The sequence below is a fragment of the Candidatus Merdisoma sp. HCP28S3_D10 genome (assembly GCF_052065835.1).
Lineage (GTDB): Bacteria > Bacillota > Clostridia > Lachnospirales > Lachnospiraceae > Laedolimicola.
Genome location: NZ_JBQHTG010000003.1, coordinates 86646 through 109526, shown reverse-complemented (window position 1 = coordinate 109526; position 22881 = coordinate 86646). Strand labels below are relative to the sequence as shown.

21 protein-coding genes and 1 pseudogene are annotated in these 22881 nt (G+C 45.0%); 7 read left to right on the top strand and 15 right to left on the bottom strand.

The window, feature by feature from the left end; genetic code table 11:
- Positions 1-11 precede the first annotated feature (11 nt).
- Complete coding sequence (locus tag ACTNCH_RS08820; protein ID WP_118408998.1) at positions 12-704, top strand: hypothetical protein; 693 nt, start codon at positions 12-14, stop codon at positions 702-704.
- A 380-nt stretch (positions 705-1084) separates the two neighbouring features.
- The gene (locus ACTNCH_RS08815) at positions 1085-2629 is read left to right on the top strand and encodes an ATP-binding cassette domain-containing protein (RefSeq protein ID WP_346793722.1); all 1545 of its coding nucleotides are present in this window, start codon (positions 1085-1087) and stop codon (positions 2627-2629) included.
- Between the two features lie 97 nt (positions 2630-2726).
- Here the strand turns inward: ACTNCH_RS08815 and ACTNCH_RS08810 are convergent, their stop codons facing one another.
- The 4 genes from ACTNCH_RS08810 to ACTNCH_RS08795 form a co-directional block, all read right to left on the bottom strand.
- Positions 2727-3455 carry a hypothetical protein gene (locus tag ACTNCH_RS08810; RefSeq protein ID WP_238297854.1) on the bottom strand — a complete coding sequence of 243 codons (729 nt, stop codon included), beginning with the start codon at positions 3453-3455 and terminating at the stop codon, positions 2727-2729.
- Positions 3367-4869 carry a MobQ family relaxase gene (mobQ, locus tag ACTNCH_RS08805; RefSeq protein ID WP_238297853.1) on the bottom strand — a complete coding sequence of 501 codons (1503 nt, stop codon included), beginning with the start codon at positions 4867-4869 and terminating at the stop codon, positions 3367-3369. The genes ACTNCH_RS08810 and mobQ overlap by 89 nt, the downstream gene beginning before the upstream one ends.
- A 197-nt stretch (positions 4870-5066) precedes the next feature.
- The gene (locus ACTNCH_RS08800) at positions 5067-5405 is read right to left on the bottom strand and encodes a DUF3847 domain-containing protein (RefSeq protein ID WP_238297852.1); all 339 of its coding nucleotides are present in this window, start codon (positions 5403-5405) and stop codon (positions 5067-5069) included.
- A 58-nt stretch (positions 5406-5463) separates the two neighbouring features.
- Positions 5464-5646 carry a transposon-encoded TnpW family protein gene (locus ACTNCH_RS08795; RefSeq protein ID WP_238297851.1) on the bottom strand — a complete coding sequence of 61 codons (183 nt, stop codon included), beginning with the start codon at positions 5644-5646 and terminating at the stop codon, positions 5464-5466.
- Positions 5647-5887: 241 nt separating this feature from the next.
- Here ACTNCH_RS08795 and ACTNCH_RS08790 point away from each other — a divergent pair, with 241 nt between their 5' ends.
- From ACTNCH_RS08790 to ACTNCH_RS08775, 4 genes are all read left to right on the top strand, one after another.
- Positions 5888-6646, top strand: a complete 759-nt coding sequence (locus ACTNCH_RS08790) for a hypothetical protein (protein WP_441018589.1) — start codon at positions 5888-5890, stop codon at positions 6644-6646.
- 84 nt (positions 6647-6730) lie between these two features.
- On the top strand, positions 6731-7630 hold the full coding sequence (locus ACTNCH_RS08785) for a hypothetical protein (RefSeq protein ID WP_238297849.1): 900 nt from the start codon (positions 6731-6733) through the stop codon (positions 7628-7630).
- Positions 7631-7648: 18 nt separating this feature from the next.
- Positions 7649-8449 carry a KilA-N domain-containing protein gene (locus tag ACTNCH_RS08780; protein ID WP_238297848.1) on the top strand — a complete coding sequence of 267 codons (801 nt, stop codon included), beginning with the start codon at positions 7649-7651 and terminating at the stop codon, positions 8447-8449.
- Positions 8450-8637: 188 nt separating this feature from the next.
- Positions 8638-10461: a recombinase family protein gene (locus tag ACTNCH_RS08775; RefSeq protein ID WP_238297847.1), complete on the top strand. Its 1824-nt coding sequence runs from the start codon at positions 8638-8640 to the stop codon at positions 10459-10461.
- Here ACTNCH_RS08775 and ACTNCH_RS08770 read toward each other — a convergent pair.
- Positions 10441-11397 (bottom strand): Arm DNA-binding domain-containing protein, encoded by a 957-nt coding sequence (locus ACTNCH_RS08770; protein WP_441018586.1) that lies wholly within the window; start codon positions 11395-11397, stop codon positions 10441-10443. The genes ACTNCH_RS08775 and ACTNCH_RS08770 overlap by 21 nt on opposite strands.
- Before the next feature lie 12 nt (positions 11398-11409).
- Positions 11410-11598: a helix-turn-helix domain-containing protein gene (locus ACTNCH_RS08765; protein WP_186873816.1), complete on the bottom strand. Its 189-nt coding sequence runs from the start codon at positions 11596-11598 to the stop codon at positions 11410-11412.
- A gap of 165 nt (positions 11599-11763) precedes the next feature.
- Between ACTNCH_RS08765 and ACTNCH_RS08760 the strand changes: the two genes are divergently transcribed.
- On the top strand, positions 11764-12276 hold the full coding sequence (locus ACTNCH_RS08760; RefSeq protein ID WP_441018584.1) for a helix-turn-helix domain-containing protein: 513 nt from the start codon (positions 11764-11766) through the stop codon (positions 12274-12276).
- Positions 12277-12538: 262 nt separating this feature from the next.
- On the opposite strand, the gene tuf is transcribed toward ACTNCH_RS08760, so the two are convergent.
- From tuf to ACTNCH_RS08715, 9 genes and pseudogenes are all read right to left on the bottom strand, one after another.
- Positions 12539-13732 carry an elongation factor Tu gene (gene tuf, locus ACTNCH_RS08755; protein ID WP_158363528.1) on the bottom strand — a complete coding sequence of 398 codons (1194 nt, stop codon included), beginning with the start codon at positions 13730-13732 and terminating at the stop codon, positions 12539-12541.
- A gap of 145 nt (positions 13733-13877) precedes the next feature.
- Positions 13878-15998, bottom strand: coding sequence for an elongation factor G (gene fusA, locus ACTNCH_RS08750; RefSeq protein WP_441018581.1), 2121 nt, complete (start codon positions 15996-15998; stop codon positions 13878-13880).
- A 21-nt stretch (positions 15999-16019) separates the two neighbouring features.
- Complete coding sequence (rpsG, locus tag ACTNCH_RS08745; protein ID WP_178038305.1) at positions 16020-16490, bottom strand: 30S ribosomal protein S7; 471 nt, start codon at positions 16488-16490, stop codon at positions 16020-16022.
- A gap of 344 nt (positions 16491-16834) precedes the next feature.
- A complete protein-coding gene (gene rpsL, locus ACTNCH_RS08740; protein ID WP_158363525.1) occupies positions 16835-17257 on the bottom strand; it encodes a 30S ribosomal protein S12 in 423 nt (140 codons plus the stop codon).
- Positions 17258-17459: 202 nt separating this feature from the next.
- A complete protein-coding gene (locus ACTNCH_RS08735; RefSeq protein WP_441018578.1) occupies positions 17460-18248 on the bottom strand; it encodes an MBL fold metallo-hydrolase in 789 nt (262 codons plus the stop codon).
- 4 nt (positions 18249-18252) lie between these two features.
- A complete protein-coding gene (gene lpdA, locus ACTNCH_RS08730; RefSeq protein WP_441018576.1) occupies positions 18253-19620 on the bottom strand; it encodes a dihydrolipoyl dehydrogenase in 1368 nt (455 codons plus the stop codon).
- Positions 19621-19749: 129 nt separating this feature from the next.
- Positions 19750-20688: pseudogene (locus tag ACTNCH_RS08725) on the bottom strand (GTP-binding protein).
- 16 nt (positions 20689-20704) lie between these two features.
- Positions 20705-22063: an MATE family efflux transporter gene (locus ACTNCH_RS08720; RefSeq protein WP_441018574.1), complete on the bottom strand. Its 1359-nt coding sequence runs from the start codon at positions 22061-22063 to the stop codon at positions 20705-20707.
- A 156-nt stretch (positions 22064-22219) separates the two neighbouring features.
- The gene (locus ACTNCH_RS08715; RefSeq protein ID WP_441018572.1) at positions 22220-22873 is read right to left on the bottom strand and encodes an HAD family hydrolase; all 654 of its coding nucleotides are present in this window, start codon (positions 22871-22873) and stop codon (positions 22220-22222) included.
- Positions 22874-22881 lie beyond the last annotated feature (8 nt).

Genomic DNA, 22881 nt, shown 5'->3' with positions numbered 1-22881 from the left:
TTAAGCAGATAATGGAATATTTATATTGTAAAGATGATAATTTTCAGGATTTTGCAAGTGGTCGGGTTCTTTATGGAGGAAAAGGAATACCGAATTTCCCGATTCGATTGTTGCTTGAAATTTACGGTCGGGCACTGGAGCGTTCGAATAAAAAAGAGGATTTAGTCATATATGACCCTTGTTGTGGGGGAGGCTATTCCCTTACAATTCTTGGATATTTTCAAAATAAGTATATCAGAAAAATATATGGTAGTGATATTGATGAAGATATGGTAGCTCATGCAAAGAAAAATATATCCTTACTTACTGATGTTGCTTTGAAAAAGAGAAAAGCAGAGATAGAGGAACTTTACAATTCTTATGGTAAGGAATCTCATAAGGAGGCATTAGATAGTTGCGATAAATTAAGCATTATGCTGGGGAATGATATATCGACAGAGATTTTCCAAGCGGATTGTACGATGCCTTTGCCGGAAATATTGCCTGATATAATTATTACGGATGTTCCATACGGAAATTTGGTGGAATGGGAACAAGGTAAGAATTCCATGGATGCTATGTTGGAACAGTTATGGAGAATTTCGCATGAAAATACAATTTTAGCTGTATGCATGGATAAAAAGCAGAAAATCAATTGTGAGAAATGGGAAAGGCTAGAAAAGCAAAACATTGGGAAACGAAAATTTGAAATTTACAAAAAGTAAGAATTTTGAAAAGCCTGACTATGTAAATGAGGCAATGGAAACTTTGAATTTGCGCTTCTATAAGGTGGAATGTGTTGACACAATAAATACAGTATGATAGTATTATCATTAGAAAAAAGGATGGCACATTTCGTGTAAGGTGAGGAAATGATTAATAGATAATTTAATTTAAGTAAGACACATATAGTTATTGAGCCTGTAGAAAATAGGTTTATTTTTGTGTACGCTTAAGTTGGATTATCGCAAGAGGCATTTCCTTTGCTTTTCCTTAGGGAAAGGAATAAAGGTCTATTTGGCGAGTCTATTTTTGCGTATGCAAAAAAGGCTCGTTTTTGTGTGTACAAAAATAATTGACTCGTGTTTCGAAAAGGAGGAACTTTATGTTACAGATAAAGAAATTAAATTTAACACATAAAAAAGACCTGAGAGTAATTCTTGATGATTTCAACCTTGTGCTAAATGATGGAGATAAAGCAGTTATCATTGGAGAAGAAGGGAACGGAAAATCAACATTAATGAAGTGGATATATGATCCATCGCTTATAGAAAACTATATAGAAGCGGATGGGGAAAGAGTAATGGGAAACGAACGTTTTGGTTACCTTCCGCAAGAGATGCCCGATGAAGATAAGAAAAAAACCGTATACGAGTATTTTTCTGAGGAAGAAATATTCTGGGAGAAAACGCCAAAAGAACTGTCTGTTACTGCAGGAAAATTTGGAATAAAAAATGATTTTTTCTACAGTAGTCAGATGATGGGGAGCCTTTCAGGAGGAGAAAAAGTCAAGGTACAACTCATGCGGCTTTTTATTCGCGATGTTTCTGTGCTATTGTTAGACGAACCTTCAAATGATATTGACATTGCGACGCTTACATTACTGGAAAAAACCATAAATGAATGGAAACATATTGTGCTTTTTATTTCACACGATGAAACATTGATAGAGCGTACCGCCAACATGGTAATACATATCGAGCAGATTAAGCGAAAAACAGAAGCGAGATATACCGTGGCCAAGCTTCCCTATAGAAACTATGTGGAGGAACGGCTTCATAAATTTGAACTTCAAGAACAGAGGGCACTATGTGACCGTAGGGAAAAAAAGATTCGAGATGAGAAATATCAAAGAGTGTCTCAGAGTGTGCAAAGCGCATTAGCAAATTGTTCCAGACAAGCGCCGTCGGTGGCAAAGAATTTGAAGGACAAAATGCACACAGTTAAGGCTATGGGGCGAAGATTTGAAAGAGAAGACGAAAATATGACGCAAATGCCGGAGCAGGAAGAAGCAATCTTTTTTAAATTAGGAGATAAAAACGCATACATTCCAACAGGGAAAACGGTCATAGAATATGAACTTTCAAAGCTAATGACTCCAGAAGGCGAAAGAATTTTGGCAGAAGGAATTTATTTGAAAATAAAAGGATCAGAGAAAATCTGTATTATAGGAGCCAACGGGGCAGGAAAAACGACTCTTCTAAAAAAGATAGCGGAAGAACTTATGAATCGGAATGATATTAAAGCAGAATATATGCCCCAAAATTATGAAGATTTGTTGGAGCTATCTGTTACACCGGTTGATTACCTTGATAAAACAGGAGATAAAGAAGAGCGTACAAGAATTAGAACATACCTAGGTTCACTTAAATACACGCCAGATGAAATGGAGCATCCTATTCGGGAGTTGTCTGGTGGACAAAAGGCGAAAGTGCTTCTTTTGAGGATGAGTTTAAGTGGTGCGAATGTTCTTATTCTGGATGAGCCTACAAGAAATTTTTCACCATTATCCGGCCCGGTAATAAGAAAAATGCTCCGAGAATTTCCAGGGGCTGTCATTAGCATTTCTCACGATAGAAAGTACATTGAAGAGGTGTGTGATAAAATATATCAGCTAAATCCTAATGGATTACAGTTAATTAGTGAGTGATAAAAAAGATGAAAGACTGACAACTTCCAGTTTGAACCGCCTTTGTATTACTCTCCCGTGAGCAGATTTCATCTGCCCATGGGAGTACTTTTATGCATTAATGGTAACTGCCCTTACAACTGCCATGATACAAAAAATTCAGACCTGCCGAAAGAATAAGCCACCAGCTTAGCACATTAATATCTACCGGAATCAGTGAAACAGATAACATTGACAATGTAACACTGATAACACAAAGTGCTACGGACACAGCCTTTCTAAGTTCTGCAACACCAGTGTTTTTGTAATATTGCCATCGGTCATCACACTTTTCTGTAATCCTGTCAAATGCTATTTTCGCAAGTACAAATACACCTGCCGCAATCCCAACAGACACTAAAGCAATAATACCAACTGCCACATAGGAATGGACATACTGAGCCAGATATTCATAGCACCACTGATACACCCTACAAAGCAAATTTGAAATGTTCATCACATTCCTGCCACGATTCAGAAACCAATCAGGTATGGTGGCAACTACATCTTTGTTGACAAAAAAGATATAACCAGTTTGAACAATGCTGATAAAAGCAATTACCCATGTCCATACGCCAAGTGTAGCGGTTTGCGTTCGCAACTTTTCCTGTAACTGTATTTGCATATCTGCTTTTACTTGCTTGCGGATATGCTTAGCTTCAACGGAAATATGATTGTTAAAATCAGCTTCCAATGCCTTCGCTTTCATTAAGACAACATTAGCGTTCTCTGCCTTTTTCTCGGCTTCTGCGAAGATTCTCTGAGCCTTCTCTTTCTCTGCCAGCACCTGCTGATTTTCCTTTTTCAACTTCTCGTTCTCCACCAGTACCAAATCGCTCTCTGCTAATCTGGCGATATGAGCGTTCAAGTTCTGATTCTCTTGCGCTATTGCGTCCAGAGTTGATTGCATGGATTGTATCTGCGATTTCAGCTTTTGCCTGTCGGATAAATGCGTCTGTATCTGATTCTCCAACTGATTTATCCGATGACGGTAAGTTTCGTTCTCCTCCATAAGTGTCTCCGACAGACTCAACAAGTCGTCTTCGTTCTTTAAGTTTTCTGATTCGTTCATCTCGTTCCCTCGCTTTCTCTTTTACTCTTTGCATAATTTCTGCAATTGCTGATTCTGTGTTTGCAATCGCAGATTCTGTCCGGCTAATTCCTGATTCTCTGCCGACAGCTTGGCATTCTCTTCGTTCAATTTCTTCAGCAATTCGTCCTGCTTCTGAATCGTATTCCGAAGAAAATCCAACTCCTTCTGCTGTTCCTCCATGATGTCCAGCATCTCTTCCTGTGAGGAAAAAATCTTCATGATTTCCTCCAAGGTATCCTGCAATTCGTTCATATAAAAAACGTCCTTTCTCTATAATGGTCTGTTGTAATTCACGGACTGTCTGTAACCATTTTGTCTTAAGTGAATTGATAGCTTTTACAATCCGGTTGTATTCGCACCGATTAGAAACAAAGCCTGCCTTCTCCATCTTGCGGGCACGATACCCTTCGTGGATGGTAGGCTCTAAATCCAGCTCCTGCCGTTTGTAACTTCTGTGGTCAATCTGCTGTTCCAAAGACAGATATTCGTTACAGATATCTGCCCATGATTTTCTCCAGATTTCTGCTTTACTGTGTTCGTTCCAGTCATTTGGTTCTACAGTAATGCGTTTCCAAAGCTTTTCATTCCGTTTACCAAGCTTCTGCTCTCCGGTAGCAGGGTCAATGAGTGGAATGCGGTTTCCGTCTTCATCAAGGGCATAAATCTTCTTTTCCTTCTGTGCCCATGTGCCATCGGGTTTGATGCCACGCATGGTCAGCATAATGTGAGCATGGGGGTTGCCATCACCCTTATCATGCAATGCCCAGTCGGCACACATGCCAACGGAAACAAAATTATCCTGCACATACCTTCTTACAATTTCAATCTGACATTCCCTTGAAAGCTCCTTTGGAAGTGCCACTTCTATCTCTCTCGCAAGCTGTGCGTTGGATTTCTTTTCTGCCTTTTCCACCGCATTCCATAATACATTCCGGTCAGCATATTCCGGCGGAGCATGTGCCGGAAGTGCAACTTCTGTAAATACAACTCCACGCTTTTTCGTAAAGTCATGAACAAGACCTGTGCGGTCATCCATGAGCTTTTCGCCGGAGCGGTAGGCAGAAGAAGCAACTGCCGATTTTCCATCACTCCTGCTAATGATTTTGATACTGCAATGATAAATTGACATAGTGCATATCCTCCTTCGTTAAAAGTGCATATTCTTATGTGGAAGAACGCCGGAGGGGTTCTTCCTATGGGAAGCAGACCGTTCCGAAAGTTTATCTTTTAAAACCCAGATGCTTCCCATAAGCCTCGCAGAGCGCGCGCAATAGACAGGCTCTGCCTGTCTATAAGTGCGCCCTTCTCCCTAAAAAGAGAAGGGAATCAGGAAACTCCTGACTCCCCAACTTCCTCTTTTTTCATATCTGTATCCGGACCTTTTTGCATTGCTTTGGAGAAAAATTTCCCGTTGGCTTCCTGCTTATTTAGAAATGCAATCAGCTTAGGGATTTCTTCCAGCTCAATACATCTTCCAAGAACTGACTCCACCGCCGCACCAATTTCAATCAGACGGTGGGTACGGATTTTCCGTTCTTCCTCCTTCTTTCGTTTCTCCAGCTGCTTCTTTTGTGCCTCATAACGCTTCAGTTCCTGTGCCAGCTTCTCGATCCTTAAATCCTTCTCCTGGATTCTTTCTTCATAGGTTTTGGTTGATTTACCCATACAAAACTCCTTCCTGCTGATGAAATATCAGCTTAAAAACAATTGATTTGTGCAACAATTACTCTGCATCCGGTATACCCTGCTTCCGGTTGGCAATATCATTTGCCATCAGATGCAAAAGCTTATCCTCAAAGGTAGCTGTAGTATTCTCTGCGAAAAACACATTTACCTTATAGGTGGTCTGTCCTTTTCTTTTGGTAAAAGAGGACATCGCCTGCTCTTTACTTGCTGTCTGCTCCATAATTATTTCACCTCCTCCTTGAAATGTGAACATATGTTTGCTATAATCAAAGTATCTTTGACGGACTGCGACAACGGATAAGACAAATCTTCATAAAATCCGGCTCCTTTCTTATGGTATTAAGTAATCTTTTTTCGATAAATAAGATTACTTCCTCACCTATAGGAGAAATGCAGTCCCAAAACGGAACTGTTTTTTATAAAAGTTTTGAAAATATTTTTTGAAAGGTGGTGAATCCCTGTTGAAGGAATGTACAAATGATTATTTTGAAGAAGACATGCCGGAAGATGACCTGACGGATGCCCTTGAACGGGAGAATGCCGCTATTCTTGAAATAGAACTTGAGATGGAAAATGAGCCGAAAGTATCAGGGATACCGGAAGCATCAACAAGAAACAAGCTGAAACGTGAACTGGAACAGGAAGCACTGACACGTCTTGAGGATTCTGCCAGAACCGAGGAGGAATTTGCAAATGTGGTTACATGGTGGAACAGGTTTGATGCCAACCGGGAACGTAAGGAACGCTACCATGAAATAGGAAGATCGGATGTTCCCCTTGGATGGGGAATGTCACCGGATGAGATTGTAATTCCTGCTCCCATCCGGCATGTTTTCTGGAAGCAGATACTGAAAGGGGATTTCCTTGATGCCATTTATGACTGCCCCTTTGAAATACATGAGCTGGTAACAGACGAGGATATTTCTAAAGCAATCTTTGCGTTAAAAGATGTACAGAAGGAGCTTTTATATCAGCTTGCCATTAAGGGATACTCCTGCCAGTTAATTGCAGCATGTAGAGAGCAGACCGACAGAAATATCCGAAAAATCCGTGACACCATGTTAAAAAAGCTTCGTAAATCCTTTATGCAGGCACTACAAAACAGAGTGGATAATCACATTTCCCTTACGAAGACGGAGCAGATTTTTTATGATACCTATCGGTCACTGATTACGGATAAAAAGAATAAGAAAACGAAAGAAATCACAAATACCATTTGACCTTGTAGGACATGCTTGGTATGATAGTAATATATTTTCCAATGATACAGATTACATTTTAGAGCAGACAGATTGGAGGCTTTTATGAGTAACCTATTTAAGAGAACCAGCTCCAACTGGGCACGTTATGACAAATATGAATGGAAGGAAGATAAAGAAGGTACGTTGTACATCACACCTTCACCGGATGCGAAAGTGTCTCTTTATAATCCGCTAAAGGATTCGGAGCAGATTGTATTAAAGGCGGTAAACCTTGGATTGATGTGCATGGACAAAAATAATACACAGGAACGTTTGCAGAGTGCCATTATGGATTTTGTTACCTGTTACGGACTGCTTGGATTTATGACAGCACTTCCTACCACACCGGACTTTATTACCTACCATGCGGTATATTTGCCGAAGAACCATTTCATCAAAGAGGAAAGCATGACTACGGAAAAATATCTTTCTTACTTCTTTCCCTTTGATAAGATTGATTTTGTAAAAAAAGGGATGGAATCTTCATGGAGTACGGACGATGTGCAGATGATGGCACTGATTATGACCATGAAAAACAAATCGCAGGCAGTAATGATGAGTTTCCAGAAAGAATATGCAGAACGGTATGACTGGCTTGTGACTTTATTTAAAGACTGGGCATTTACCTTTATGTCAAGCTTTCTCTACTATCAGGACTTTGACATGCTGGATGATATGCAAAAACAGCTTTACCGTCAGGGCATGGCGGCATTTGGCGGTATTGCACCAACCTATCACATAGAGCTGCTTGACCGACCTACCATTGTCTGGGATTTCCACTCCCTCTTACTTGGTGTGCAGATGATGTTTTCCTTTATGCTTACCGATGAAAAATCCACACTCCGGGTATGTAAGCATTGTGGCAATGCTTTTATTGCCAACAGACCAAACAGCGTATTCTGCAGCGGCAAATGCAAGAACCAGTATAATGTGTATAAGAGCCGGGCGAAGGATAAAGAATAAAGAAAGGACGGCTGATTTATGGAAAAACTCAATGTCGATGGTACTGAAATACAGGTATTACAGATTGAAGAAGATGATTATATTTCTTTAACAGATATGGTGCGAAAAATTGATAACGGACCGGCATTGATTGAGAAGTGGCTTCGTAATAAAAATACAATAGAATTTCTTGGTATATGGGAAGAAATGTATAACGAAGATTTTGATATCCATGCATATGAAGAAATTATGCAGGAAGCTGGTCTGAATCGTTTCATTATGTCGGTTAAGCAATGGGTAACCAGAACCAATTCAAAAGGTATCATAGCTAAAGCTGGACGATATGGTGGAACATACGCATACAAGGATATTGCATTTGAGTTTGCAAGTTGGGTATCTCCTCAGTTTAAGCTGTATCTGATTAAGGAATTTGAACGGTTAAAAAAGAAAGAACAAGCTTTACTTGGCTGGAGTGCGAAAAGAGAGCTGGCAAAAATCAATTACCGAATACATACAGATGCCATAAAAACAAATCTGATTCCAGCTGAGCTTACACCACAGCAGACCTCTGTAATCTATGCATCCGAAGCAGATGTATTAAATATGGCATTGTTTGGTATGACTGCCAAGCAGTGGCGTGAAGAACATCCTGACAAAAAGGGGAATATCAGAGATTATGCTAGCATTAATGAATTGATTTGTCTTTCCAACATGGAAAATATCAATGCAGTTTTGATTGAAGACGGATTAAGTCAGAAAGAACGTCTGATAAAATTAAATAAGATTGCCATACATCAAATGTCCATTTTGGAAGAACAAAATCCAAAGGTATTGAAGTAATTCAATTGCATTTTTCTAATTCCCCCGAATTCGGGGGAATTAAAATTTATAAGTTTTACAAAACAGTTCCGATTTTCTTTCGGATTTCTCCTATTAGTGAGACAATAATTATTTTTACACAAACCAGCTTATTCGTGGTAGAATAAAACCACAGATAAGCTGGTTGTTTGTTTTGAAAGGAGAATCTTATGAAAACAAAACAACCGGAACTTAACAAAATCACTGCACTCTACGAGAGATTATCCCGTGATGATGAACTGAGTGGTGACAGCAACAGTATTATAAATCAGAAGAAAATGTTGGAGAAATTTGCAACCGAGCAGGGATTTGTCAACCTACGTCACTATACGGATGATGGCTGGTCGGGAACCAATTTTGACAGACCTGACTGGAAGCGTATGCTTGCGGATATTGAAGATGGCACTGTAGGATGCGTTATCGTAAAGGATATGAGCCGTATCGGACGTAATTACCTTGAAGTAGGCTTTTATACGGAAGTGCTGTTTCGAAAGAAAAATGTGCGATTTATTGCCATTTCCAACAATGTGGACAGTGCTCTAAACGATGGCAGTAACGAATTTGCCCCATTTCTTAACATTATGAATGAGTGGTATGTACGTGATACCAGCCGGAAAATCAAATCCGTACTTCATAATAAGGGAATGGATGGAAAACATCTGACAAGCAACGCAATTTACGGGTACAAGAAAGACCCTGATGACCCAGACCATTGGATTATTGATGAAGAGGCTGCCACAGTGGTAAGACGTATTTATCAGCTTATCATTGAGGGAAACGGACCGATGCAGGTGGCAAGGATTCTGAAGGATGAAAAGGTTGAAAGACCTTCCTATTATCTTGCAAAGCAGGGACTTGGAACCTGTCGGGGAAGCTGTGACATGAACAGACCATTCACTTGGACTGCTTCTACGATTTCAGACCTTGTAAGAAAACCTGAATATATGGGGCATACAGTAAATTTCCGTACCAAAAAGGAATCCTACAAGGATAAACATTCTGTGCATAATTCACCGGAGGACTGGGTTATCTTTGAGAATACTCAGGAAGCGATTGTGGACGAAGAAACATGGCTTACTGTTCAGAAAATCCGTGAAACCAAGCACCGTCCCACCAAGAAAGGTGACATCAATCCTCTGACCGGACTGGTATATTGTGCTGACTGCGGTGCTAAGATGTTCAACCACCGCACCGGCGGTTATGAAAAGAGGGATAAGGATGGTAATCCTACCGGAAAGTACACCAATGCACAGGACAATTACACCTGCTCCACCTACAGTAAGGCAAAGAGCAAGTTTGAAAACAGATGCACACAGCATCATGTCCGCACGGATGTTATCAGGGATTTGCTTTTGGAAGTTATTAAAGCTACCAGCACTTATGTGATGGAGCATGAATCCGAGTTTATCGAAAAGGTTCGCAGTGCTACGGAGCTTCAACAGGAAAGCGAAGCCAAAGCACTGAAAAAACGTCTTTCCAGAGAGCAGAAACGTATCAAAGAATTAAATACCCTCATTAAGAAAATCTATGAGGACAATGTAAATGGGAAGCTAAGTGACAAGCGGTTTGAAATGCTTTTGGCTGACTACGAAACGGAACAAAATGAATTGGAATTATCAGTAGATGCTTTAGAAAAGACTTTTAATGACTATCAGGAGAATGCTGATAATGTAGATAAGTTTATTGAACTTGTACACCGATACACAGATTTCACAGAACTTACTACTCCTATGATTCATGAGTTTGTTGATAAAATCGTGGTACACGAAGCAGACAAATCAACCGGTGACAGAATTCAGCAGATTGATATTTATCTCAAGTATGTGGGTAAGCTGGATGTTCCGATGCCGGAGCTTACACCTGAACAGATAAAAGAAGAAGACCGCAAACGCCGTAAGCGTGCATGGAACCGTACTTATATGCGTCGCAAATATGAGCGTGAAAAGGCGGAACGTGAGGCAAAAGAAAAAGGGTTATCTGAGGCAGTCAGATAGACTGTCCCAGAAATAACCCTGTGAAAGTGAAACATGGCTGTGACGGAGATCGTGTACGCGGATTTTCTTTACTCCGCTTTTCTCACACTCCCGTTTCAGCTTATGCTGCACCGCCTCTGGCACGATGGGAAATATCCTCTCGTTGTCCGATATTCCATAGAGTTTATCCACATAATCTTTCAACTCCTGTGTTAAAAACTGTGGAATATCAATGACTCTTGCCGACTGCTCCGTTTTCGGCGTCGTAATAATATCCCGTCCCTCCGCACGGTAATAGGTTTTACTAATACTGATTTGATTCCTTGCAAAGTCAATATCTGATTTTGTCAGGGCCAGCATTTCTCCCTCCCGGCAGCCTGTCCAAAATAGTACTTCGAAAATCGTGTAATATCTGTCCCCTTCCTCCATTCCGCTGATAAATTTGTCGTATTCATCTTTTGTCCAAAAATCCAATTCGTCCGCATCCGCCTTTCCCATCTTCTTTACTTTTTTACAGGGATTGTTCCCCAGGCCGTAAATATTGCTCGCGTGATTGAACAGCGCTGTGATCTGATTCTGTATCATACGGAGATAGGTCTGGGCAAACCCCTTTGTCCGCATTTCATTCTGCCATTGGATAATGTCTGACGGAGTAATGCTGTTCATAGGCCTGTCCTTGAAATACGGAAGAATGTGCGCTTCTATCATATAGCGCTTATTTTTTACTGACCTCTCTTTCAATTCTCCCTTCTTATCCCGGAAATAAATCTCCACGAACGCTCCCATCGTCATATCCATGTTTGCATTGGCCGTTAACTTATAGTTGTTTTCCCACTCAAGAGCCTCTTTCTTTGTTTGGAACCCCCTTTTTTGCTTTTTCTTCTTGTTTCCCTGCCAATCTCTGTAATAAAACAGACAGTACCAGGTATTTTGCTTTTCATCCTTATATGCTGGCATATCCATCCCTCCTTACGCTGATGTCTGATATCCGAAAAACTTCTTTTCCCAAAAAGCCCTCGGAATCTTACCTGCTACAACGATGAACCCGGCTTTTTCCAGTTCCTCGTTCATCTGCCGGATCATTTTATAAGCATGACCCTTGGAAATCCCCAGTTCCGCAGCTACTTCGTCCGCGGTCATCATATAGTTTGTCCCCATAATTCACTCCTCCTCTTTTATTTCTTGTATTGTTACATAATTTCTTGTATTTCTAATTTAATACAAGATTTTTGATTTGTCAACATGATTTATTAAAATTCTTGTATCTTTTACATTGATTTCTGTATCTTATTGTGCTAAATTAGTATCATGGAGGGTAAAATCATGCGTTTAGGAGAATATTTAGAAGTAGGAAAGAAAATGAAACAAGCCCGGATGAACGCCGGAATCAACCAGCGAGAAATGGCCACCCGGCTGGAGCTGACCAATTCTTCATATTCCAATTATGAAAATGGCTACAGTGAGCCGCCTGTGGAAACGATACAGAAGTTTTGTGATATATTGAAAATCTCGATGAATGAACTGTTGGGTGTAAAGATTTCTACTCCCAGAACTGCGCCTGTCCGAACCTTTGCCGATTTTCTTGCTATTCTGATTGACCTGGATCGCAGAGGCTTACATATAAAAGGAAATACGACTTACTCTCAGAAAGATAACCAGCTCATGGCGCACCTGGCTCTGGACATTCCCAACGCCCAGATCGCCACCTTCATTCCTGATTGGAACAAAGTCAACCAGCAGCTTGCGGATGGCCTCTTGGATAAAGAAGAATATGAGATGTGGCTGGAAGATACCCTGCGATTATTCAATGTTCCGATAGAAGATTACATCCATTGAAAATAGAAAGTACGAATTTTTAGAACCAAACTAGAACCACGACAAGAAAATTACACATTTGTAACTAAAAAAAGGCTTCCGGGGAATTCCCCAGAAGCCTTGATTCAGACAAGCGCCAAACCTCGAAAATGCCATGCATTTCCTCGGTCGCGGGCATTCGTTAAATGCCCGCATATTCAATAAAAAACAGCCCTTTTTGTGCAAGCACAAGGGGCTGTTTTTCATCGCCTATTCGGCGCTTATCTCATTGCTTTCGCGTAGATTACTCGACGATTGTAGCAACACGTCCAGATCCTACTGTACGGCCACCCTCACGGATAGCGAATGTAAGACCCTGCTCCATAGCGATCGGGTGGATCAGCTCGATGGTCATCTCTACGTTGTCACCAGGCATGCACATCTCTGTACCAGCCGGCAGGTTGCAAACGCCAGTAACGTCAGTTGTACGGAAGTAGAACTGCGGTCTGTAGTTGTTGAAGAACGGTGTATGACGGCCACCCTCGTCCTTTGTCAGAACGTAAACCTGAGCGGTGAACTTTGTATGGCAGGTGATGCTGCCCGGCTTAACGATAACCTGACCTCTTTCGATCTCGGTTCTCTGAACACCACGAAGCAGAGCTCCGATGTTGTCACCAGCCTGAGCCTCGTCAAGCAGCTTACGGAACATCTCGATACCGGTTACAACGGTCTTACGAGTCTCTTCCTTAATACCAACGATCTCAACTTCCTCATTCAGATGCAGAACACCACGCTCAACACGGCCGGTAGCAACGGTACCACGACCTGTGATGGTGAATACGTCCTCGACCGGCATCAGGAACGGCTGGTCTGTAGCACGCTTCGGATCCGGAATCCAGCTATCAACTGCATCCATCAGCTCCATAACCTTGTCTCCCCACGGTCCCATCGGATCCTCAAGAGCCTTCAGAGCGGAACCCTGGATGATCGGAGTGTCATCTCCCGGGAACTCATACTCGTTCAGCAGCTCACGGATCTCCATGTCTACCAGCTCAAGCAGCTCCTCATCGTCTACCATGTCGCACTTGTTCATGAATACTACGATGTAAGGAACGCCTACCTGACGGGACAGAAGGATGTGCTCCTTAGTCTGAGCCATAACACCATCGGTAGCTGCTACTACCAGGATAGCGCCGTCCATCTGTGCTGCACCAGTGATCATGTTCTTTACATAGTCAGCATGGCCCGGGCAGTCAACGTGTGCGTAGTGTCTCTTCTCTGTCTCATACTCAACGTGTGCAGTAGAGATGGTGATTCCACGCTCTCTCTCTTCCGGAGCCTTGTCGATGTTCTCGAAGTCTGTAGCTGTGTTACCAGCAACACGAGCTGCCAGAACCTTTGTGATAGCTGCAGTCAGAGTAGTTTTACCATGGTCTACGTGACCGATGGTACCGATATTACAATGCGGTTTTGTTCTGTCAAATTTAGCTTTAGCCATTTTGATTGTCCTCCTTGAATTCATTCACCCTAAGGGTAAAAGTTGATTTTTTCCTGTTTCGATATTAAAACTCGGCTACTTCTGATTATATTTCATAGAGCCTTATTTTTCAAGCAAAATTTAGGAATTTTGCTTTTTCACATCATTATTTCTTAGCAGCGAGTACTTTCTCCTGGATATTCTTCGGTACCTGCTCGTATTTCTCGAAGAACATGGAGTAGTTACCACGGCCCTGAGTCTTGGAACGCAGGTCTGTGGAGTAACCGAACATCTCTGCAAGCGGTACATATCCGCGGATCATCTTACCGCCGCCGATATCATCCATACCCTCGATACGTCCACGACGGCTGTTGATATCACCGATAACATCGCCCATGTACTCCTCCGGAGTAGTAACCTCAACCTTCATGATCGGCTCAAGCAGTACCGGATTACCCTTCTGCATAGCCTCCTTGAAAGCCATGGAACCAGCGATATGGAATGCCATCTCACTGGAGTCGACCTCATGGTAAGATCCATCGTATACGGTAGCATGAACACCGAGTACCGGGAAGCCTCCCAGGATACCGGACTGTGCAGCCTCTTCGATACCTTCGCCGACTGCCGGGATATACTCCTTCGGAATCGCACCACCAACAACCTCGGAATCGAACTTAAACAGCTCTTCTCCGTTGGCGTCCATCGGCTCAAAGCGGACCTTACAGTGTCCGTACTGTCCACGTCCACCGGACTGCTTAGCGTACTTGCTGTCTACGTCAACAGCCTTGGTGAAAGTCTCCTTGTAAGCTACCTGCGGTGCACCTACATTAGCCTCTACCTTGAACTCACGCAGCAGACGGTCTACGATGATTTCCAGATGCAGCTCTCCCATTCCCGCGATGATAGTCTGACCGGTCTCCTGATCGGTATGCGCACGGAAAGTCGGGTCCTCCTCTGCCAGCTTTGCAAGAGCCTCGCCCATCTTGCCCTGACCAGCCTTGGTCTTCGGCTCGATAGCCAGCTCGATAACCGGCTCCGGGAACTCCATGGACTCCAGAATTACCGGATGCTGCTCGTCACAGATGGTATCACCGGTTGTGGTGAACTTGAATCCAACTGCTGCAGCGATGTCACCGGAATATACTTTGTCCAGCTCTGCTCTCTTATTTGCGTGCATCTGCAGGATACGGCCTACACGCTCCTTCTTCTGCTTTGTAGAGTTATATACATAAGAACCGGAATTCATGGTTCCTGAGTACACACGGAAGAATGCAAGCTTTCCTACGAACGGGTCAGCCATGATCTTGAATGCAAGTGCAGCGAACGGCTCCTCATCAGAGGAATGGCGCTCTACTTCATTGCCATCCATATCAGTTCCCTTGATAGACGGGATATCTGTCGGAGCCGGCATATACTCGATAATAGCGTCCAGAAGCTTCTGAACTCCCTTATTTCTGTATGCGGTACCGCAGCAAACCGGAACAGCTGTACACTCACAGGTTGCTTTACGAAGAACTCTCTTCAGATCCTCAACTGCGATAGATGCTCCCTCGTCCTCAAGGTACTGCATCATCAGGTCGTCATCCAGCTCGCAGATCTTCTCGATCAGCTCCTGGTGATAAAGCTCTGCTTCGTCCTTCATGTCCTCCGGAATCTCTGTGATGGAGATGTCCTCGCCCTTCTCATCATTGTAGATGTATGCCTGCATCTCGAACAGGTCGATGATTCCCTTGAACTCGTCTTCCTTACCAATCGGAAGCTGCAGACAGATGGCATTCTTGCCAAGTCTGGTCTTAATCATATCTACTGCATTGTAGAAATCTGCTCCCAGGATATCCATCTTGTTGATGAATGCCATACGGGGAACATTGTAGGTATCAGCCTGACGCCATACGTTCTCAGACTGCGGCTCTACACCACCCTTCGCACAGAACACGCCGACAGCGCCGTCCAGTACACGAAGGGAACGCTCTACCTCAACCGTAAAGTCTACGTGGCCCGGGGTATCAATGATATTGATACGGTTCTCTAATGCGCCCGGCTTCGGCTTGCAGTGCTCCTGCAGCGTCCAGTGACAGGTTGTAGCAGCGGAAGTGATGGTGATACCACGCTCCTGCTCCTGCTCCATCCAGTCCATGGTAGCAGTACCTTCATGAGTATCACCGATCTTATAGTTTACACCAGTGTAATACAGAATACGCTCAGTCAGTGTGGTCTTACCAGCATCGATATGAGCCATGATTCCGATATTTCTGGTTCTCTCCAATGGATATTCTCTTCCAGCCACGGGATTTTCCTCCTCAAATAATTAGAAACGATAGTGAGCAAACGCCTTGTTTGCTTCTGCCATCTTGTGCATGTCTTCTTTTCTCTTTACAGATGCGCCTGTGTTGTTTGCTGCATCCATAATCTCATTTGCCAGACGCTCTTCCATGGTCTTCTCACCGCGCTTACGGGAGAACATGGTCATCCAGCGAAGAGCCAGAGCCTGACGACGATCAGCGCGAACCTCGATCGGAACCTGGTAGGTTGCTCCGCCGACACGTCTTGCCTTTACCTCGAGAAGCGGCATGATGTTGTTCATTGCCTCTTCGAATACTTCCAGAGCCGGCTTTTCTGTCTTAGCCTCTACTCTCTCGAATGCTCCGTAAACAATTTTCTGAGCCACGCCCTTCTTACCATCCAGCATGATGTTGTTGATAAGCTTGGTGACTACCTTGTTGTTGTACAGCGGATCCGCTAATACATCTCTTTTCTGAGTATGTCCTTTACGTGCCACAATACTTCCCTCCTTAATACATGCTTACCGAATCAGTGATTCAGTAAGATTCACTCTTAATTCTCAGGTACTCACATGTGTCTTTCTACTTGTGTCGTGCACGGCAAATCTATATACGACCCGCAGCCTAAGGGACGATATTTCATTCCGGCAATATAGACAATTGTCTATCCAACGAATAGTTCTGTTGACTGTGAGCACTTAGCGAGGTGTTTTCGAGCTTAGTGCGAACGTCCACCCAGACACTTGGCGAGGTATTCTCGAGCCTAGTGACTGTGGTGTTACCTCTCTAAATATTCACAGCGTGAAACCTGTACTAGTTACAAAACCAAACGACCTTTAAATTACTTCTTTGCGTCTTTCGGTCTCTTGGCACCGTACTTGGAACGTGCCTGTCTTCTCTTTGCAACTCCTGCTGTATCCAGTGTACCACGGATAATGTGATATCTGGTACCGGGCAGGTCCTTTACTCTACCGCCACGGATCATAACAACGCTATGCTCCTGAAGGTTATGTCCTTCTCCGGGGATATAGCTTGTTACCTCGATACCGTTGGAAAGACGTACTCTGGCGATCTTACGAAGAGCAGAGTTCGGTTTCTTCGGGGTAGCGGTCTTTACTGCGGTACAAACGCCACGCTTCTGCGGTGCGGATGTATCAGTTGCTTTCTTCTTCAGAGAGTTAAATCCTTTCTGAAGGGCGGGCGCTGTAGACTTCTTTACAGTTGTCTGACGTCCTTTTCTAACTAACTGGTTGAATGTTGGCATTCCTTTCACCTCCTGTGATGAGTGGCAGGCAATGTTGCCGGCCCTGTCAGGCTGCTGTGTCGGTAATTCGACTGTTTCAGGCGCGCAAAAATACCCTATGCTTTTCGCGCACACTAGATTAGTATAATAAGAAAAAAACCCTGTGTCAAGGGGTTTTTCTGTAAAAATACACTTGATTTTCCGGGCTTTTTTAGGCACTTTTTCAAAGCCTGTACTGTTTTCCCGGCTCGTATCCGAATACCGGTACCGGAAGTCCGTCCTCTGCCGTCCTGCAGATGTGCTCCGCATTTCTCCGCCAGCCCTCCGCGTCCTTCTCCGGCCGGGGCAGATGCACCGCAAGCACATGTCCAAGCTTCAGATTTTGCCTGATCAGCCGGCGGGAGGAGGGCAGCCCCAGCAACGGAAACGGGCCAATCAGCCAGTCTATGTCCTCCGACCAGGCTGCCGCGCGCCTGTAAAGCTGCGAATCCGGCCTTGCGTCTCCCGGCAGCAGAATGTGCCGCCCTCCGATCTCTATAAGGCAGACCAGGTTCTGGATATCCGCAAACTGGTCGCCCATATGAACGCTGTTAAATACCGTCAGACTGACTGCGCCCAGATCTGCAACTCTGTATTTTTGCTCGGAAGCCCGAATTGCCGTAAGCCTTCCCGCCTGCGGCTCCCGTTCCCGGATTTGCCGGATTACTGCCTCTGTAGACAGGATCCGAAGCGCAGGGTTGCGCCGCAAGGCCTCCAGGGTATCTACGAGGCAGAAATGATCTCCATGCTCATGGGTAAACACCAGCATTTCGATAGCTCCGGTTTCTATCTCCTCCAGGATCTGTTCCCGAATCCTGTCCGGCGTATCCGGATAGAGCCCATTGGGATCTCTCGCGAATACATCGAAGCCTACTGCCACGTTCTGATTTTTTTCTGTATCATACTCCCGGATTACAATTCCCGCATTTCCTGTATGCCAGGCCGTTACCTCTGTCTTCACTTTTTCTCCCACATTCTCAGCTCATAATTGCTTCCCGCACAATCTCACATACCGTCGGATGCGGGAATATGGTACGCTGAATCCGCTTCAGCGGAACCTGCAGATCAATCATCAGTGCCAGCGCGTAGATATACTCTGATGCATAGGAGGACATCAGGGCCGCGCCTATAAGCGTTCCTTTTTCTTTATCCACAATCAGCTTACAGATACCGTCGCTCAGGCCATTCTCCGCCACGTGGCGGCCGCTGAAATTGATGGAAACCTTCTTAATCTCATATGCCCGTCCCGAGGCCTGCGCCTGCTCCTCGGACAGACCTACAAAGGCTGCCTCCGGGCTGGTATAAACTACGCTGCTGACGGCATCATAGCTCATGGCATCCTCTTCGCCCAGAATATGATTCACTGCCACTTCACCTTCCCGGTATCCCACATGCGCCAGCATAACCTTGCCGTTTACATCGCCAATGGCATATACATGGGGAACACTGGTCTGCATGTGCTCGTCCGTCACAATCGCGCCCCGCTCGGTCTGTACGCCCAGCTCCTCCAGTCCCTCAATCTGACTGTTGGCCCGGCGTCCCACGCACAGAAGTGCCCGGTCATAGGCTGCCAGCTGGAGCCTGCCCTCTTTTTCATAGGTTACTACGCCGCCTGAAAGCTTTTTCACACCGGAGGAAAGATGGAAGGTTACGCCCTTTTTCTCCAGCTCTTTTTGAAGCAGACCGCTGATTTCCCGGTCATTTCCACCTAGAACCTTATCCAGCATCTCGATGACCGTTACCTTAGAACCAACCTCCTGAAAATAAGCCGCCATCTCAAATCCAATCACTCCGCCTCCCACAATCAGAAGCTTCTTGGGAATTTCCTTCAGATCCAGAATCTCATCACTGGTCATGACTGTCCCGTCAGTCATGCCCTCCTTTGCTCCCTCAATGGGCGGAACTGCCGGGGAAGATCCCGTAGCCAGAATCAGCTCCTCTGTCGTGTAGGCTTTCTCGCCCACAAACACTGCCAGCTTTCCGTCTGCCCTTCCAAGCCTTGCCGTTCCGTTTACTACCTTTACCTTACTGCGTCGGAGCGCGCTTCCCACACCCTGCACCAGCATTTTCACAACCTCGTCCTTCTTTGCTGTTACAGCGGCCTGATCCACATGAACCGGACCCTCCACCTTTACGCCGTAGGCTTCGCCTGCCCCTTTCGCGTAATGATACATTTTCCCTGCGTAAAGAAATGTCTTTGTAGGGATACAGCCTACGTTTAAGCAGGTGCCTCCCAGACTTTTCTTTTCCACCAGCAGCACACGCTTTCCGTGGTGCGCCGCATACTCCGCGCTGTTATAACCGGCCGGACCGCCGCCAACAACAATTACATCAAAATTCTCCATGACCTCTTTTCCTCCTGGTTTTCTGTTGCTGCGTCACTAGTTACCCGAACCATTCTTTCAAAGGCCTGTGCCTTTCTGCCATATCCTGATTATAGCGGCTTCCCATGTAATTGTCAATTTTTTATCAAATTATTTTCCGGCTTCTTCAAAGTATGCTTCCAGCGCTGTCTTCGATAGATTTTCCCCTATCACAATCAGGATTTCCTGTCCCCTGGAAATGGGATTTATCACGGTCTCCTGGCGCGTGGCGTTTAGCTCGATCCAGCCCTCGCCCATGGGCAGAAAGCCCTTGATCCGGAAAATGCGGCCGCAATTCGAATCCGCGAAGGCATCCTGAACCGCAGCTCTAAGCTCTGCCTCCGTCATTTTCACATGCATGAAAAATAAGGAATCGAAGGCGTCCTCCTGCTGTGCCTCCTTGCAGTAATCGGACATCTGATAGCCCACATGCAACAGTCGTTCGAAATCTTCATCTGTAAATTCAAACCAGTTGCTTCGTATTATCTCTCTATCCAACCGCCTGCTGCATCCGACTTGTTTCAGCGCCCGGTTCAGATGCGCCACGGTCGCGTCCATCTCCGCTGCGCCGGCCTCCTGAACCCGGCTTAAGAGTACAACGCCTGCGTCAGCCACCTCTGTAGCCAGCAAGTAATCCGCAGCCTCCGAAAGGTCCGAGGGTAATTTCGCATCCACGACAGCGAACACATTTCCTATCTCATACCAGCGATCCAGGGGTTCCTCATGAAGGACGTCAAAAAATTCATCTACATCGTAGATTCCGGACGGTTCCACCAATACCCGGTCATAACCGCTCATTCCCATCGCGATCAGCTTCGTCTTGAAGCGTCTCCGGTGGCATTCCTTATCGCAGCCTCCGGAAACCATCTCCAGCTCGCAGCTTTAGCCCTCCAGATCCTGCAATAACATCATGTCCACATTCACCGGCCCGAAATCATTTTCCAGGATGCCGATGTTGTAACCCTGTCTGATGAGCCACCGGGCGTACTGCCGGATAAATGTGGTCTTGCCGGAACCTAAGAAGCCCGTGATTAAATCTATTTTTACCATACGGACCCCTCCCTTCTTACGCCTGGGTCTTTCTCCACTTCCGCGTCACATAAAAATAATAGGGCACCAACGGAATCAACGCTGAGATCCACGCCGCCGGATCCGACAGGCAGACGCCTGCAAAGCTGGCTTTCCCCGCTACCAGAAGCACAATTCCGGCTCTGGCAAACAGCTCAAAGACGCCTCCCAGCATGGGTACCAGCCCATACCCAAGCCCCTGAAGCGTATTCCGATACAGGAAGATACTGCCCAGAAACGGATAGCACCAGAATACCATCCGGAAGTATAACACCGCCACATCAATTACATCTGTCTCCGAAGCGCTGACAAATAAACGCATCATATATTTACCGAAGAAGAACACAAGCACCATGGCAAACACACTGTAAACCAAAATCATAATCTGGGTACAGCGTACACCCTCGCGAACTCTTTCCTTCGCCCCGGCTCCCCAGTTCTGACCCACATAGGTAGCAATCGTCGCGCCGAAGGCCACATAAACCGTCGCAATAATGTTCTGCAGCTTTCCGCCTGCCGAAAAGCCCGCCATATAGGTTTCCCCGTACACATTGACTGCGCCCTGTACAATAATGGTTCCGATAGCTGTTATAGAAAATTGCAGAGCCATGGGTATACCCAGGGCCAGCAGACGTCCACAGGCATGTAGTGAAAACGTAAAGTTTTCTTTTTTCAGATGCAGAATCGGATATTTCTTTATAATATAAATGAAACACAGCAGGGCGGAAATTCCCTGTGCAATTACAGTTGCGTAAGCGCAGCCCTCCACGCCCATTCCACCGTAAATGATGAAGGCAATATCCAAGGCCACATTAATCACCGCAGAGATAATCAGAAAATACAGAGGTGATTTGGAATCCCCCAGGGCACGCAGGAACGCCGCCAGGGCATTGTAGGCTGCCGTTACCAAAAGGCCGGCGTAGATAATTCCCATATAGGCCTTCACATCCGGCATAATTTCATCGGAATAGTTCATCAGACGCAAAATCGGCACATTCGCTGCCCGAAGTCCCACGGTCATCAGTACCGCAAAGCCCAGAGACAGATACACCGACATGGCTACATAATGCCGCATCCGCTCATATTCCTTTGCGCCGAACCACTGGGCCACCAGAATCGCGAAACCACTGGCCAGGCCGTTTAGCCAGCCCGTCACAAAAAACATCAGAGATCCGGTGCTTCCGATGGCCGCCAGTGCCCGCACACCCAGAAACTGTCCGGCTATAATGGAATCCGCCACATTATAAAACTGTTGGAACACATTTCCCAGAAACATGGGAACCATAAAATACAGAATTAGTCTTACAGGACTTCCTGTCGTCATATCATGCATTTTTCCTGCTGTCGCTTCACTCATTCAAAAATTCCTCACTTCTAAACGAATCTCTATCCATGCTACGGTCTCACATTATACACGGAAGTCAAAAATAATTCCAGCTTTTTGCACAAAAATCCCGGTTGAAAAAGCTTATAAAAATCAGCTTGTTCCAACCGGGAATATGTGTTTGGATTTCTACACCGTTTCCGCGTCCAGATATTTCTTCAATTCTTCTACGGTCTCCGCAATTGCTGCAGCTCCGGCTTCCTCCAGCTCTGCCCGGCTTCCATAGCCATACAGCACGCCGACACTGAACAGCTGATTCTCTCTGGCGCCGCGAATGTCATTTTCCCGATCGCCTACCATCACTGCCTTCGACAGATCATAGCCGCCCGCTTCGATGGCATAACGAAGTACATCTGCTTTTTCCACGCGGTTTTCATCCATGCTGGCACCGGCAATCCGGTCGAAATACTGAGCTAAATGAAAATGCTCCAGAATCTGAACCGCGAACACCTCCGGCTTGGATGTAGCCACCACTACTTTCCGTCCGGTATTTTTCAGATGAGCCAGCAACTCCTCAATTCCGGGATAAACGGAATTTTCAAACATTCCTTTGTCCGTATAATATTCCCGGTAATATTCAATGGCTTTTTTACATTCCTCCGGCGTAAATCCATAATATTTTGCAAAGGATTCCGCCAGCGGCGGTCCCACAAACACATTAAGCGCTCTGTGGTCCTCCACCTCAATCTTCCATTTTTTCAGGGCATGAGCCACTGAATTGGTAATGCCCGGAGCAGAATCTGTCAAGGTTCCGTCCAGATCAAAGAAAATTGTCTGATACATCTTCCGCT